We start from the raw sequence: 14,895 nt of genomic DNA, 5'->3' as shown, positions 1-14,895 counted from the left end.
GGCGGGAAGCTCAGATGAGCTTCAGGAGTTTGGATACGTCCGTGCGCAGGCCACCCAGGTCGAAACCCGGGGCGTAGCGCAGGATCACGAAACCGTGCGGATCGACCACGTACACCGGCATGCCGGCGGGATCGTCCAGCTGCGGCAACGCCGCGCGCAACGGCGAATCGGCGCGCACGAGGCGCAGCGACGCCGGACGCGGAGCGCCATCGGGATAGGGCCCGATCCAGAGGATCTCGACCTTGTCGGCGTTGTGGCCGAACAACTGCCAGACCTTGTCCAGGTCCTGCGCCATCTTCAGGCAGGGCGTGGCGCAGCCGGCTGGCGGCGCCACCACGATGCGCCAAGTGCGTTCGCCGGGATTCCAGGCATACGGGCTGCCGTCTTCCAGTTGCGGCACGATGGCGCGCGCATCCGCGGGCGGTTGCAGCATCACGCCATGGTTCTTGTGGGCGGCAGGCTGCCAGCCGGCGAAGCGCAGAACGCCGGCGCCGAAGACGGTGCCGAAGAACAGGGCGAACAAGCCGACCAGCATCCACCGCCCGCGACGCCGCTGGGCGGGATCGAAAGATTTTGGGTCCATGCCGTCATTTTCTCACGGCTGGGCGTTCAATGCCCCTGTCGTGTCTTCCGGCGCGAATGCCAGGTCAGCACCAGCGCCATCACCAGCATCGCCAGGGCCAGCGCGAACCATTGCACCGCGTACCCGACGTGGCGCTCGGGCGGGAGCGTGTTGGGCAGGATGTCCAGATCGCGCGGATACCCCAGCGGCAGTGCCGGATCCAGCTTGAGGACGCGCGGCGCCAACACCGGCAAGGCCAGCGCTTCGCCCAGCGTCTCGGCCTGCATGCCGATCACGAGCAGGTCGCCGTTGGGCTGCGGCGCGATGCCGGGACCTGCGATGCCGCCCGCAGGTGGCGGCACCAGCAGGCCGGCGACGCGCTGCGTTCCCGCCGGCGTCGCGATGGCAGGCAGGCGCCGGTCGCCCGGCAGGGGCAGCCAACCGAGCTCCACCAGCAACGGCGTCCCGCCCGCGGCGGGCCGGAATACGCGATAGACGCGGACGCCGGAACGCCGTTCGCGGGTCTGGTTGTCCAGCAGCACGGCGGGGCCGGCGAGGAATTCGCCATCGCCGGCCGCCCAGTCATAGTCGCGCGCGCGCGCCGTATCAGCCGCGGCCGCCAGCGGCACCGGATTGCGCTGGTCCAACACCTGGCGGGTGGCGGCCAGCATCGCTTCCTTCTGCTTGGCCCGGCCCCACTGCCACGTGCCCAGGCTGCAGAACAGCACCATGGCCAGGACCGCCAGCGTCCACCCCAGCGCCAGCGGCATACGCCGGCGGCTCATGCCCTGCGTCCTTTTGTCGCACCGGGCACGTCCTCACGGCGACGCTGCGATAATGGCGGCACTGCATCACCGCCAGGCCCCACCGAGGACGCCATGAACGATTCGCTCAAAACACTGCTGGTCATCGCTTTCCTCGTTCTGATCCTGTGGAACCTGGGGGCCGGCCTGTACTACCTGTTGGTGGACAAGGGCGAAAGCAAGCGCACGGTGAATGCACTGACGCGCCGGATCGCACTGTCCGTGCTGCTGATCCTGATCATCGCGCTGTCGATCAAGATGGGGTGGATCCAGCCGCACGGCGTCAATCCCGGCTGACGCATTGTCGCCCCCGCAGCCGCCCGGGCCAACCGCGGTGGCTCGCCGCAGGCAAAAAGAAAGGGCCGGCATTGCCGGCCCTTTCTTTGTCTTTCTGTCGCGCGCTTACAGCACGTAGACGAACAGGAACAGGCCCAGCCACACCACGTCCACGAAGTGCCAGTACCACGCCACGGCTTCGAAGCCAAAGTGGTTGTCCTTGGTGAAGTGGCCCTTGGCGCAACGGAACCAGATGATCGCCAGCATGATGGTGCCCAGCGTCACGTGCAGGCCGTGGAAGCCGGTCAGCATGAAGAAGGTCGAACCGTAGATGCCCGAACCCAGCGTCAGGTTCAGCTCCTTGTAGGCGTGGACGTATTCCTCCGCCTGGTAGAACAGGAACACGCAGCCCAGCAGCACCGTGGCGCCCAGCCAGATCAGCAGCTGCTTGCGGTTGCCCGCCTTCAGCGCGTGGTGCGCGATGGTGATGGTGACGCCCGAGGTCAACAGGATCAACGTGTTGAGCAGCGGCAGGCCCCACGCGGGGATGGTCTGGAACTGGCCGCCCACCTGGCCCGGGCCCGCGCTCGGCCATGCGGCGCTGAAGCCTTCCCACAGCAGGCTGTTGGTCATCACGCCGTCGCCTTCACCACCCAGCCACGGCAACGCCAGCGTGCGGGCATAGAACAGCGCACCGAAGAAGGCGGCGAAGAACATCACTTCCGAGAAGATGAACCACACCATGCCCATGCGGAACGACACGTCCACCTGGCGGTTGTAGTGGCCGCTCACCGACTCGCGGATCACGTCGCCGAACCACATGAACAACGTCGCGCACAGCATCACCACGCCGGCGTAGAAGGTCCACATGCCCCACGAAACGTCATTGAGCCAGCTGGCCACGCCGACCATGGTCACGAACATGGCGATGGAGCCCACGAACGGCCACTTGCTGCTGTGGGGAACGAAGTAGACGTTGGCGTCCGGCGTAGGGGCATTTGCCATGGCGTTGTTTCCGTTTGCTAAGGCGTGATCAGGGTGCCGCGAGCGGCGAGGTCGATGCATTGCCCGTGCCGATCTGCGCGGTCAGTGCATCGTTCTTGAAGAAGGTATACGACAGGGTGATGATCTTCACTTCCTCCGGCAGGTCCGCGTCCACGATGAAACGCACCGGCATGTCGCGGCTCTCGCCGGCCTGCAGGGTCTGGGCGGTGAAGCAGAAGCACTCGGTCTTGGTGAAGTAGCCCGACGCCTGCGCCGGGGCCACCGACGGCACCGCACTGCCGACGATGGCGCGCGTGCTGTCGTTGCGGGCGAAATACTTCGCCTCGTACAGCTCGCCGGGCACGACCTGCATGGTCAGCTGTTCCGGATGGAACGCCCACGGCAGCTTGGAGTTCACGCCACCGTCGAACTGCACGGTGACCGTACGCTTGGCCTTGGCGGCATTCACCGCGGCCTGGCCCGGGCCCTGCTCCAGGCGGATGCCGAAGACCTTCTCGCAGGCGATGCGGTACAGCGGCACCAGCGAGAACGTCAGCACGAACACCGCCAGCGCCACGCCGAGCAGCTTGAACAGGCCCGCCGAGTTGGATCGCGCGGCGGTCATGCGCTCAGCACCGCCCGGCCGATGAACGCCGCGAAGATCGCGAACGCGATGCCGCCGATCACCCACGCCGTGCGCAGCACCGCCTTGCGGCGGCGTGCGAGTTCCTCGGGGCTGAGCGCGGGGGTGTTCATGCGGTACGGCTCAACGGTCTCAGTGCGTCACGTCGCCGTGCGCCAGGTCGCCATCCTTGATGACCGGCGGCGTGGTGAACGTGTGGTGCGGGGCCGGCGACGGCACGGTCCACTCCAGGCCCTTGGCGTTTTCCCAGGCGCGTGCCTCGGCCTTGGCACCGTTGCGCAGCGAGGCCCACAGGATGGCGGCCATCATGAACGGCGTGGCGAACATGCCGAACGCGCCGATCGAGCTGATCAGGTTCCAGTCCGCGAACACCGGGTTGTAGTCCGGGATGCGGCGCGGCATGCCGGCCAGGCCCAGGAAGTGCTGCGGGAAGAACAACAGGTTGACGAACACGATGGTCCACCAGAAATGGAACTTGCCCCAGAACTCGTTGTACATGCGGCCGGTCCACTTCGGCCACCAGTAGTAGGTGGCGGCGATGATGGAGAACAGCGCGCCGGTCACCAGCACGTAGTGGAAGTGCGCCACCACGAAATAGGTGTCGTGGTACTGGAAGTCCGCCGGCACGATGGCCAGCATCAGGCCGGAGAAACCGCCGATGGTGAACAGGATGACGAAGCCCACCGCCCACAGCATCGGCGTCTCGAAGCTCAGCGAGCCCTTCCACATCGTGCTGACCCAGTTGAACACCTTCACGCCGGTCGGGATGGCGATCAGCATGGTGGCGAACATGAAGTAGATCTCGCCACCCAGCGGCATGCCCACCGTGAACATGTGGTGCGCCCACACGATGAACGACAGGAACGCGATCGAGGCGGTCGCGTACACCATGGCCTGGTAGCCGAACAGCGGCTTGCGGCTGAAGGTCGGGATGATTTCCGACACCACGCCGAACGCCGGCAGGATCATGATGTAGACCTCGGGGTGACCGAAGAACCAGAAGATGTGCTGGTACATCACCGGGTCGCCGCCGCCGGCGGCATTGAAGAAGCTGGTGCCGAAGAACTTGTCGGTCAGCAGCATGGTCACCGCGCCGGCCAGCACCGGCATGACGGCGATCAGCAGGAACGCGGTGATCAGCCAGGTCCAGCAGAAGATCGGCATCTTCAGCAGGTCGATGCCCGGCGCGCGCATGTTCAGCACGGTTGCGATGATGTTGATCGCGCCCATGATGGAGCTGATGCCCATCATGTGGATGGCGAAGATGGTGAACGCCACGTTGAAGCCGCCCTGCAGCGACAGCGGCGGGTACAGCGTCCAGCCACCGGCCGGCGCACCGCCCGGCAGGAACAGCGAGCTCAGCAGCAGGGTGAAGGCGAACGGCATGATCCAGAAGGACCAGTTGTTCATGCGCGGCAGCGCCATGTCCGGCGCGCCCACCTGCAGCGGAATCATCCAGTTGGCCAGGCCGACGAACGCCGGCATCACGCCACCGAAGATCATGACCAGCGCGTGCACGGTGGTCATCTGGTTGAAGAACTCGGGGCTGACCAGTTGCAGGCCGGGCACCATCAGTTCCGCACGGATGACCACCGACATGGCGGCGCCGATGATGAACATGATGAAGCTGAAGATCAGGTAGAGGGTACCGATGTCCTTGTGGTTCGTGGAGAAGAACCACCGTTCGATGAAACCCTGCTGGTGACCGTGGTGATCGTCATGATGATCGACAGCGGTGTTGGCCATGTGCGTAATCTCTTGCAGCTGATGCGGACGGTCGATCAGCCCTGCGCGGTCGGCGCGGGCGTCTCGGCGGTGGGGGCGGCTTCAACGGCCGGGGCCGTCGTGGCGTCGGCCGGTGCGGCCTCTTCCACCGGCGCGGCCGGAGCGGGTGCGGCGGCCGGGGCGGGCTTCTTCGAGGCCAGCCACTGGTCGAACTCGGCCTTCGGCACGGCCTTCACCACGATGGGCATGAAGCCATGGTCCTTGCCGCACAGTTCGGCGCACTGGCCACGGTAGATGCCGGGTTCCTTGATGTCGGTCCAGGCCTCGTTGACGATGCCCGGGATGGCGTCCTGCTTCCAGCCCAGCGCCGGCACCCACCATGCGTGGATCACGTCGTCGGCGGTGATGACGAAGCGGATCTTGGTGTTGGTGGGCAGCACCAGCTGGTTGTCGACGTCCAGCAGGTAGTGCGGGTTCTTGGCCAGGTCGGGCTGCTCGCCGCTCTGGCGGATGCGGTCGGATTCACGGTCCAGGCGGCTGGTGAACGACACGTCCTCGCCCAGGTACTCGTACTTCCACATCCACTGGTAGCCGGTGACCTTGACGGTCATTTCGGAATCGCGGGTGTCGTACATGGCGATCAGCTTGGCGGTCGCCGGCCAGGCCATGACCACCAGGATCAGTACCGGGATGACGGTCCAGATGATCTCGGCCGTGGTGTTGTGGCTGAACTGCGCCGCCACCGCACCCTTGGACTTGCGGAACTTGAACATCGCATAGCCCATCGCGCCGAACACGATGACGCCGATCACGATGCAGACCCACAGCGCGATCATGTGCGCGTCATAGGCGTGGCGGGCCGATTCGGTCACGCCCTTGCCCATGTTCAGCTGCCACGGCTTCGGGTCCGCCGACTGCGCCCACGCCAGTGCCGGCATCGCCAGCACCATGCACGCCATCGTCAAACGCTTCCAGTAACCATTCACTTGCGTCATTGCCTAGACCCCAATGCGTCATCGGTTGCGGCCATTCGCGGCCGCCAGTAAATCCTGCAACTTGCCCGCCAGCTCCTGCCGCTCGGCCGGTCCCAGGAAGTTGCCCACCTGGACCTGCCTGCCGCTGGACGCCAGCGAAATCCTTTCGCCACCTTGCTCGATACGCAGGCGTACCCAGTAAGGATGCGCCCGGAACACCTGTCCGGCCTGGGGGGTGCTCACTTCCACCGCCTCCGGACCGATGCTGATGTCCTCACCACGTTCGCCGCTGCGCCACAGTGCCCTGAGCGCAGCCGCCACGATGCCCGAGTGCAGCAATGCGAACACCGGGGCGAAGGCATTGCCTCCCCACCAGCCCAGCATCGCGACGACCCACATCGCCCCCGACAGTGCGGCGAACAGCATCACGAACTGGCGGCGCGTCAGCGCCCTGGGCGGCCGCAGCCTGAGCCGCCCGCCCTGTCCGCCCCACGATGACGGAACCACTTCGATCATGTCGCCAGCCACACGCAGAGGCCGCGGAAAACCGCTAAATGGTAGCCCCCGCACCGCATTGCGGCAAGCTTCATGCGTTCTCGGCAACGGTGCGAAGGCCTACACTATCGGGCTTCCCCTGGCCGATTGGCAGCCATGACGAATCACCCGCAACCCCTTGCAGATCAGGCTCCGGGGCATCTCCCGGGCCGCATCATCGCGGCCGAACTGCCGCCGGAACCCGGCGCACTGCGCGCCGCGATCACGGCGGCCTGGCTGCGCGACGAAACTGAACATGTGCGCGAACTGCTGGCCCAGGCCCGCCTGCCGTCCGAGGAGCAGATCCGCGCCCAGAAGCTGGCCTCCGACCTGGTCAAGCGGGTCCGCGCCCGCGCCCAGGACCAGGGCGCCATCGAAGCCTTCATGCGCCAGTACGACCTGGGCAGCGAGGAGGGCGTGCTGCTGATGTGCGTGGCCGAGGCGCTGCTGCGCATCCCCGACCAGGAGACCGCCGACAAGCTGATCCGCGACAAGCTGGGCGATGCCGACTGGGAAAAACACCTCGGGCAGAGCGACTCGGTGCTGGTCAACGCCTCCACCTGGGGCCTGATGCTGACCGGCCGGCTGGTCAACCTGAACGACCTGACCCGCGCCGACGTGCCCGGCGCCTTCAAGCGCCTGGTCGGACGCGTGGGCGAGCCGGTGATCCGCCTGGCCGTGCGCCAGGCCATGCGCATCATGGGCCACCAGTTCGTGATGGGGCGGACCATCGACGAGGCACTGTCGCGCAGCCGCAAGGGCGACAACGCCGACTACCGCTACTCGTTCGACATGCTCGGCGAGGGCGCGCTGACCGCAAAGGACGCGGCGCGCTACCTGGAGGCCTATCGCAAGGCCATCCATGCGATCGGCCGGACGGGGCCTTTCGATGATGTCTTCGCCGCGCCGAGCATCTCGATCAAGCTGTCCGCCCTGCACCCGCGCTACGAGCACGCCAAGCGCGCCCGCGTGATGAAGGAACTGGCCCCGGGCATCCTGGAACTGGCGCAGCTGGCCAAGTCCTACGGCATCGGCTTCACCATCGACGCCGAGGAAGCCGACCGGCTGGAACTGTCGCTGGACCTGATCGAAACCACTTTTTCCGACCCGTCGCTGGACGGCTGGGAAGGCTACGGCCTGGCCGTGCAGGCCTACCAGAAGCGCACGCCCTACGTGATCGACTTCCTGGCCGACCTGGCCCGCCGCACCGGCCGCCGCATGCCGGTGCGCCTGGTCAAGGGCGCGTACTGGGACGCGGAGATCAAGCGCGCGCAGATCGACGGCCACCCGGGCTACCCGGTGTTCACGCGCAAGCCGAACACCGACGTGTCGTACCTGGCCAACGCGCGCCGCATGTTCGACCACGGCGACGCGCTGTACCCGATGTTCGCCACCCACAACGCGCAGACCATCGCGGCCATCCGTGGCATCGCACAGGGACGCGCATACGAGCACCAGAAGCTGCACGGCATGGGCGACGACCTGTATGCCGAAGTGGTGCCGAAGGACCGCCTCGACATCCCCTGCCGCGTCTACGCGCCGGTCGGTTCGCACGAGGACCTGCTGCCGTACCTGGTGCGCCGCCTGCTGGAAAACGGCGCCAACAGCAGCTTCGTCAACCGCATCACCGACGAGAACGTGGCCATCGAGGACCTGATCCGCGACCCGGTGCAGACCGTGTCCGGGTTCGACACGATTCCCCACCCGCGCATCCCGCTGCCGGTCGATCTTTTCCGGAGCCAGCCGGCTCCCATCCAGAATTCAGACAGGAACAACTCCATGGGCGCCAACCTCGCCAACGACAACGACCTGCGCGCACTGGCCGAGCGCATCAACGCCGCCGTCAAGCCTTGGCGCGCCGCGCCGCTGGTGCCGGGCGCCGTCGTCACCAGCACGGCGTTGCCGGTGACCAATCCGGCCGACCGCCGCCAGACCGTCGGCGAATGGCAGCCGGCCGACAGCGGCACCGTCGAGAAGGCGCTGGCGAACGCCGTCGCCGCGCAGCCCGCCTGGGACCGCACGCCGGCCGCCAGCCGCGCCGCCATCCTCGAGCACGCCGCGAACCTGCTGGAGCAGCGCCTGCCCGACTACATCGCGCTGTGCGTGAAGGAAGCCGGCAAGACCATCCCCGACAGCGTCGCCGAAGTGCGCGAAGCCGTGGACTTCCTGCGCTACTACGCCGCCCAGGCACGCGCGCAGTTCGGCGCGCCCGAGCACCTGCCCGGCCCTACCGGCGAATCCAACCAGCTGCAGTTGCAGGGCCGCGGCGTGTTCGTCTGCATCAGCCCGTGGAATTTCCCGCTGGCGATCTTCCTGGGCCAGGTGAGCGCTGCGCTGGCCGCCGGCAACAGCGTGATCGCCAAGCCGGCCGAACAGACCAACCTGATCGGCCATGCGGCGGTGAAGCTGCTGCATGAGGCCGGCATTCCGGAAGCCGTGCTGCAGTTCCTGCCCGGCGACGGCGCCACCGTCGGCGCCGCGCTGACCAAGGACCCGCGCGTGGCCGGCGTGGCCTTCACCGGTTCCACCGACACCGCGCGCGCCATCAACCGCGCGCTCGCCGGCCGTGAGGCAGGCCCGATCGCCACCCTGATCGCCGAAACCGGCGGACAGAACGCCTTCATCGCCGACTCCTCGGCGCTGCCGGAACAGCTGGTGAAGGACGCGATGGGCTCCGCCTTCACCTCTGCGGGCCAGCGCTGCTCGGCCGCGCGCGTGCTGTTCGTGCAGGACGACATCGCCGACAAGGTGATGACGATGCTGGCCGGTGCGATGGACGAGCTGAAGGTCGGCGACCCCGGCCTGCTGTCGACCGATGTCGGCCCGGTGATCGACGCCGATGCACTGAAGATCCTCGACGACCACGCCGCGCGCATGGCGAACGAAGCGCGTCTCATCAAGCAGGCCAACGCAGGCGATGACACCGCGCACGGCACCTTCTTCGCGCCGCGTGCGTGGGAACTCAAGTCGCTCGGGCAGCTGGACAAGGAAATCTTCGGGCCGGCCCTGCATGTCGTGCGCTGGAAGGCCGACGACCTGGACAAGGTCATCGACGCCATCAACGCCACCGGCTACGGCCTGACGCTGGGCGTGCATTCGCGCATCGACGAGACCATCGACCGCATCGCCTCGCGCGTGAAGGTGGGCAACGTGTACGTCAACCGCAACCAGATCGGTGCGGTGGTCGGCGTGCAGCCGTTCGGTGGCCAGGGCCTGTCGGGCACCGGACCGAAGGCCGGCGGTCCGCACTACCTGCCGCGCTTCGCCACCGAGAAGACGGTCACCGTCAACACGACGGCCGCCGGCGGCAACGCCTCGCTGCTGACGCTGGGCGACTGACGCCGCGCGCACGCGCGCATCCTCACGCTGCACCGGAAGACCCCGCCCATGGCGGGGTTTTTCCTTTCCGCGTTCCGCGAACCGCGTCGCTGAACCTTCACTGGCGATGACGCAGCATGTCCGCGGCGTTCCTGCCGGTCCAGCCTGTTTTTTGCGTTCAACCGGCGACAGGAAGCTTGATGGCCAGACGGCCCGGTGCGGATGACGACGGATTTCTACAACCTGCTGCTCAGCGACTGCGTGCTTGCGGCAGTGCTGCTGGTGCTCTTCTGGTACGTGGGCAAGGTGTCGCGCGGCGTGCGCGGCATCGCCACGTGGGGCGTGGCGCATTTCCTCTACTCGCTGGGTGCGGCCATGCTGGACGGCACCTCGCAGGTGCTGTCGCGCGCCGGTGACGCCACCCTGGCCGAAAGCATCGCCGGCATCGGCGGCCTGCTGGCGTGCGCCGGCCTGGTGGGGCTTGCCTGGTCGATGATCCAGTTCGTCCAGCAGCGCGCGCTGCGGCGCTGGGAAGTCGCGCTGCTGCCGCTGTGCATGGGTTTCTCGATGGCCGGCTGGCTGTTCGCCGGCACCGTGGATGCGCAGGGCGCGGCGATGAGCGCGACCGAAGTCATCGTGCTGGTGCTGGTGGCCCGCCACCTGCTGGCGCTGCGCAGCGCGCCGGACCACGTGCCGGCCCGGTTGATGATCGCAGGCTGCATCGTGCTGCTGTGGCTGTACGGCAATGATCTGCTGGCGGCGCTGACGGGAAGCTACGGGCCCAATCCCATCTGGGTGAACATGGACCTGTCGATCTGGTTCCTGCTGAATTTCTGCATGCTGATGCTGACCAGTTTCCGCGCCGCCGAGCCGTTGCGGCAGAGCGCCCTGTTCGACCCCCTGACCGGCGCGCTCAACCGGCGCGGCCTGAACAGCGAACTGCAGGCACGCAGCCCGTGGGCCTCGGCCGAACACGGGCTGGCGGTGATCGCGCTGGACCTGGACCATTTCAAGACGGTCAACGACCACCACGGGCACGATGCCGGCGACGAGGTGCTGCAGCGCTTCTCCGACGTGGTGCGCGGCTGCATCCGCAGCGATGACCTGTTCGCGCGGCTGGGCGGCGAGGAGTTCATGCTGGTGCTGCGGGACACGCACGCGGAAACCGCACAGGCGCTGGCCGAACGCATCCGCCAGCAGGTGATGGGGCTGGAATTCAGCCCGGTCGGGGCTTCGTTCCGCATCACCGTCAGCCTGGGCATGTCGTTCACCGCCAACCGCCATGCGCAATACAGCACGCTGATGCGCCTGGCCGATGAGGCGTTGTATGAGGCCAAGCACAAGGGACGCAACCGGATCGAGGTACGCTGGCTGCCCGCCTGACCCGAGGATCGCCATGCTGCGTCACCACCGCCTGTCCCTTGCCCTGCTCGCGCTGTGCGCCAGCCCGATGGCGCATGCCTCGGCCTGGCAGAAGGTCTGTCCCGCCGATCCCGGCATCGCGCCCAGCGGCGAACTGGTCGCCCAGCGCGTGGAGGCCGCACGGGTCGACGACGACCAGGACCGTCTCTACGAGGGCCCGGTGTGGCGCGACGACGCGCTGTACCTGTCGGACTTCGTGCACACCGGTCGCTTTCCTTCGCGCATCCGCCGCTTCACCCCGCCCGACCGGTGGGAGACCGTGGTCGCGGACAGCGGCAGCAACGGACTGGGCCTGGACACCAAGGGCAACCTGATCGCCGCCACGCACGACCGCAAGCAGGTGGCGCGCATCGACCTGCCGACCGGTGAACGCACACCGCTGGTGTCCCGCTTCGAAGGCCAGCCCTTCAATTCGCCCAATGACCTGGTGATGGCCGCCGACGGCAGCCTCTACTTCACCGACCCGGACTATCAGCGCAAGGCCGCACCGGGCGGCCAGTCGCAGACGCGCGTCTACCGCCACCACGGCGGCACGACGACGGTGGTCGAGGCGGGCCTGCGCAATCCCAACGGCATCGCGCTCTCGCCCGATGGCGACACGCTTTACGTGGTGGGCGGCACCGCGGACGGCGACGTGCTGCGCGCCTATGCGCTGGTCGATGGCGTGCCCGGGCCGGGAAAGGATCTGGCACGCGTCTCGGGCGGCGACGGCATGGCCGTGGACTGCCTCGGCAATGTCTACGTCACCGAGCATGGCGAACAGCGCCTGCGCGTGTTCTCGCCGGCGGGCGAGGTGCTGGCGACGATCCGTGTTGATGCCAACATCACCAATGCGGCGTTCGGCGGCCCCGCGCGGCGCACGCTGTTCCTGACCGGCGCGGCCAGCCTGTGGTCGATCGAACTGCCGGTGGCCGGCCTGCCTTACTGATCCGGAACGGACGGACCCCACAAAAAAGAAAACCCCGCCGAGGCGGGGTTTTCCTGTTCGTCTCGCGCTGCGATCAGAACGTGTACTGCATCGACACGCCGAACAGGTCGGCGCCGCCTTCGAAGTCACCCACCAGGCGTGCGCGGGTGCTGGTGGTCAGGTCCACTTCGGGCGTATCGACGATGTCGATCTTCACGTAGCTGGCGCTCAGTTCGAAGTGCTCGGACACCGTCCAGGTCAGGCCCAGCGAGTACCACATGCGGTCCTGGTCGGGCAGGCGCGGGGTGCGGTACGGACGGCTCACCGGGGAGTCGTCGCGGGCCACGCCGGCGCGGAAGGTGAAGGCATCGCTGAACTTGTACTCGCCACCGAGCGAGTAGAAGAAGTTCTCGTCCCAGTTGTACTCCTCGGCCGAATCAGGCTGCGCCGGGTTGTCGAACTCGATGCGGATTTCCTGCAGCGACGACCAGTCGGTGCGCGTCACTTCGGCCATGACGGTGAAGCGGTCGGTGGCGTAGTAGGTGGCGCTGAAGGCATCGATGGCCGGGGTGGTCAGGTCGGCACCGCCGCCGCCATTGCGGAACAGCGGACGCGTGAGCGGATTGGCATCGAAGGCGGCACGCACGTTGCCCGGCACGACGAACACCGAATCGCCCTCGAGTTCATGGTCGATCTCGGAGCGGTGCGAGTAGCCCAGCGACAGCTTGTCGGTCGGGCGCCAGTTCAGGCCGACGATCCAGCCGAAGCTGTTGCTGGTGCCGTTGATGCTGGCGAAACCGTCGTTGCGCTGCGGGCCGAACGGCGCGGCGGCCGGGCTCGGGGTGACGCAGGCGGCCGGGTTCTGGCTGCAGATGATGGTGCCGAAGTCGACGGCGTTGGACAGGGTGACGTCGGCGTGCTCGTAGATGAAACCGGCACCGACCGAGAAGCGGTCGCTCAGTTCCAGCGAGGCGGCCAGCGTCAGGTCGACGATCTTCACGTCGGATTCCAGCGCGTGGTAACGGCCCTTCCAGCCATCGTCGTATTCGGTCTTCAGGCCGAACGGCGCGCTGATCATCATGCCCAGCGTCAGGTATTCGAAATCGCCGCTCAGCGGCAGGATGAAGGACGCGGCCGGCACGGCGGCCACGTCACCGGCGTCGCCACCGTTGCCGCCGGTCAGCGGCTGCTGGAACGGGGTGCCGGTCGCGGCGGTGCCGCTGCCTTCGAATTCGTAGGACAGGTCGATCGCGGTGACGTCGGCCTGCAGGGTGCGCTCGGTGAAGGTGGACATGACGGCCGGGTTGTTGACCACGACCGAGGCGTCGCCCTTGGCGGAGGCCGCACCGGCCATCGCACGGCCCTGGGCCTTGACGCTGTTTTCCTTCAGCTGGAAGGCGGCGGCATGCACGTCGCCGTACGCCAGCACGCCTGCGATACCGAGGGCCAGCGCAGAAACGCGGGTGATGTTCTTAGCAAATTCCATGAATGATCTCTCCGGAGACGTGGGTAAAAACCGCCGGCGCCGCGAACGACCGCGGGTGTGTTGTCCACCCGTTCGGCCTGCCGGAAGCCCCTCCCGACATACGACGCCGTATGCAGTATACCTGCTAACTAAACTCTAACAATCCGTCGTAAGTCATTGCCCCTATTCAGTTTCGTTGCATCGCACCATGGGCAGTGCCGCATGGACCGGCTACCCTTCCGCTGCATGTTCGTCTCCATTCCCTCGCGCAAGAAGTCGCCGCTGCGCTGGGCCACGCCGGTCCTGGTGGTGCTGCTGTCGGCGGCGTTCTGCTGGGTGCTGACGCTGGGTGACGCGGCCCACCGCAGCCTGGTGACGGAATGGGGCGCGCTGACGGGCGGAATGATGGCGCCCGAGGTCTGGCTGGCGTCGCTGCAGCGCGGCACCGTGCTGCGGCTGTTCACCGCGCTGTTCCTGCATGCGGACTGGGCCCACCTGCTGGGCAACCTGGTGTTCCTGCTGATCTTCGGGCTGCCGGCGGAACGGGCGATGGGGCCGTGGCGATTCCTGCTGCTGTTCCTGCTGGGTGGCGCCGTGGCCAACGTGGCGGCCGTGCTGACCATCGGCACGCCCGACCGCGTGATCATCGGCGCAAGCGGTGCGGTGTCGGCGGTGATCGGCGCGTACCTGGCGCTGTTCCCGACTGCCAAGCTGGGCGTGGTGGTGCCGCTGGGCCTGTTCCTGGAATTCGTGAAGGCGCCCGCGTCGGTGCTGATCGGCATCTGGGCACTGCTGCAGGTGGTGTTCGCCTACATCGGCCCCGCCTTCGGCGCGGTGGCGTGGTCGGCGCACATCGCCGGTTTCCTGTTCGGCGTGGTGTTCGCCCTGTTCGTGCGCGCCGCCATCGCGCGGCGCATGCGCAAGCGCCAGGGCTACTGACGCGCGCCTATAATCCGCGCCATGAAGAACAAGCTCTACAAGATCACCTTCCTCAACCACAGCAAGGTCTACGAGCTGTACGCGCGCAAGGTCGCGGCCAGCGGCCTGTGGGGGTTCACCGAGGTCGCCGAGCTGGTGTTCGACGTGCACGAGGGACTGGTCGTCGATCCGACCGAGGAACGGCTGCGCGACGAGTTCGGCGGCACGCAGGTGCTGCACCTGCCCATGCAGAGCATCATCCGCATCGAGGAAGTCGAGCGCAAAGGCCAGTCGGCGATCCGCGACGCGGCGACCGGCGAGAAGGTCGTCACGCCGTTCCCGTTGCCGGCGAAGCCGCGTTGAG

At 67.2% G+C, this 14,895-nt stretch carries 15 protein-coding genes; 6 read left to right on the top strand and 9 right to left on the bottom strand.

Annotated features, from left to right (window positions below):
• Positions 1–10: 10 nt before the first annotated feature.
• Both OVA13_RS14645 and OVA13_RS14640 read right to left on the bottom strand, forming a co-directional pair.
• Positions 11–583: a redox-active disulfide-containing membrane protein gene (locus OVA13_RS14645; RefSeq protein ID WP_267791198.1), complete on the bottom strand. Its 573-nt coding sequence runs from the start codon at positions 581–583 to the stop codon at positions 11–13.
• A 26-nt stretch (positions 584–609) separates the two neighbouring features.
• On the bottom strand, positions 610–1,347 hold the full coding sequence (locus OVA13_RS14640) for an SURF1 family protein (RefSeq protein WP_267791197.1): 738 nt from the start codon (positions 1,345–1,347) through the stop codon (positions 610–612).
• 93 nt (positions 1,348–1,440) lie between these two features.
• Between OVA13_RS14640 and OVA13_RS14635 the strand changes: the two genes are divergently transcribed.
• Positions 1,441–1,662, top strand: coding sequence for a twin transmembrane helix small protein (locus OVA13_RS14635; RefSeq protein ID WP_267791196.1), 222 nt, complete (start codon positions 1,441–1,443; stop codon positions 1,660–1,662).
• 105 nt (positions 1,663–1,767) lie between these two features.
• Here OVA13_RS14635 and OVA13_RS14630 read toward each other — a convergent pair whose 3' ends face one another.
• The 6 genes from OVA13_RS14630 to OVA13_RS14605 are packed head-to-tail and all read right to left on the bottom strand — an operon-like array spanning position 1,768 to position 6,483.
• Positions 1,768–2,646, bottom strand: a complete 879-nt coding sequence (locus OVA13_RS14630; RefSeq protein WP_267791195.1) for a cytochrome c oxidase subunit 3 — start codon at positions 2,644–2,646, stop codon at positions 1,768–1,770.
• Between the two features lie 28 nt (positions 2,647–2,674).
• Positions 2,675–3,250, bottom strand: coding sequence for a cytochrome c oxidase assembly protein (locus tag OVA13_RS14625; protein ID WP_267791194.1), 576 nt, complete (start codon positions 3,248–3,250; stop codon positions 2,675–2,677).
• Positions 3,247–3,381 (bottom strand): hypothetical protein, encoded by a 135-nt coding sequence (locus OVA13_RS14620; protein ID WP_267791193.1) that lies wholly within the window; start codon positions 3,379–3,381, stop codon positions 3,247–3,249. The genes OVA13_RS14625 and OVA13_RS14620 overlap by 4 nt, the downstream gene beginning before the upstream one ends.
• A 19-nt stretch (positions 3,382–3,400) precedes the next feature.
• A complete protein-coding gene (ctaD, locus tag OVA13_RS14615; RefSeq protein ID WP_267791192.1) occupies positions 3,401–5,014 on the bottom strand; it encodes a cytochrome c oxidase subunit I in 1,614 nt (537 codons plus the stop codon).
• Between the two features lie 35 nt (positions 5,015–5,049).
• Positions 5,050–5,988, bottom strand: coding sequence for a cytochrome c oxidase subunit II (gene coxB, locus OVA13_RS14610; RefSeq protein WP_267791191.1), 939 nt, complete (start codon positions 5,986–5,988; stop codon positions 5,050–5,052).
• An 18-nt stretch (positions 5,989–6,006) separates the two neighbouring features.
• Positions 6,007–6,483, bottom strand: a complete 477-nt coding sequence (locus OVA13_RS14605; RefSeq protein WP_267791190.1) for a DUF2244 domain-containing protein — start codon at positions 6,481–6,483, stop codon at positions 6,007–6,009.
• A gap of 135 nt (positions 6,484–6,618) precedes the next feature.
• Between OVA13_RS14605 and putA the strand changes: the two genes are divergently transcribed.
• From putA to OVA13_RS14590, 3 genes are all read left to right on the top strand, one after another.
• Entirely contained in the window at positions 6,619–9,840 is a 3,222-nt protein-coding gene (putA, locus tag OVA13_RS14600; RefSeq protein WP_267791189.1) for a bifunctional proline dehydrogenase/L-glutamate gamma-semialdehyde dehydrogenase PutA, read from the top strand.
• A gap of 201 nt (positions 9,841–10,041) precedes the next feature.
• Positions 10,042–11,202 (top strand): GGDEF domain-containing protein, encoded by a 1,161-nt coding sequence (locus tag OVA13_RS14595; protein ID WP_267791188.1) that lies wholly within the window; start codon positions 10,042–10,044, stop codon positions 11,200–11,202.
• Positions 11,203–11,215: 13 nt separating this feature from the next.
• Positions 11,216–12,169 (top strand): SMP-30/gluconolactonase/LRE family protein, encoded by a 954-nt coding sequence (locus OVA13_RS14590; RefSeq protein ID WP_267791187.1) that lies wholly within the window; start codon positions 11,216–11,218, stop codon positions 12,167–12,169.
• Between the two features lie 73 nt (positions 12,170–12,242).
• Here OVA13_RS14590 and OVA13_RS14585 read toward each other — a convergent pair whose 3' ends face one another.
• Positions 12,243–13,634: an OmpP1/FadL family transporter gene (locus OVA13_RS14585; protein WP_267791186.1), complete on the bottom strand. Its 1,392-nt coding sequence runs from the start codon at positions 13,632–13,634 to the stop codon at positions 12,243–12,245.
• A 225-nt stretch (positions 13,635–13,859) separates the two neighbouring features.
• Here OVA13_RS14585 and OVA13_RS14580 point away from each other — a divergent pair, with 225 nt between their 5' ends.
• Positions 13,860–14,552: a rhomboid family intramembrane serine protease gene (locus OVA13_RS14580; RefSeq protein ID WP_267793544.1), complete on the top strand. Its 693-nt coding sequence runs from the start codon at positions 13,860–13,862 to the stop codon at positions 14,550–14,552.
• Between the two features lie 21 nt (positions 14,553–14,573).
• The gene (locus OVA13_RS14575) at positions 14,574–14,894 is read left to right on the top strand and encodes a DUF1820 family protein (protein ID WP_267791185.1); all 321 of its coding nucleotides are present in this window, start codon (positions 14,574–14,576) and stop codon (positions 14,892–14,894) included.
• Position 14,895 lies beyond the last annotated feature (1 nt).

This window comes from Pseudoxanthomonas sp. SL93, from assembly GCF_026625825.1.
Classification (GTDB): Bacteria; Pseudomonadota; Gammaproteobacteria; order Xanthomonadales; family Xanthomonadaceae; genus Pseudoxanthomonas_A.
Note: the sequence above shows the minus strand (reverse complement) of the source record. Positions and strands in the feature narration are given on the sequence as shown.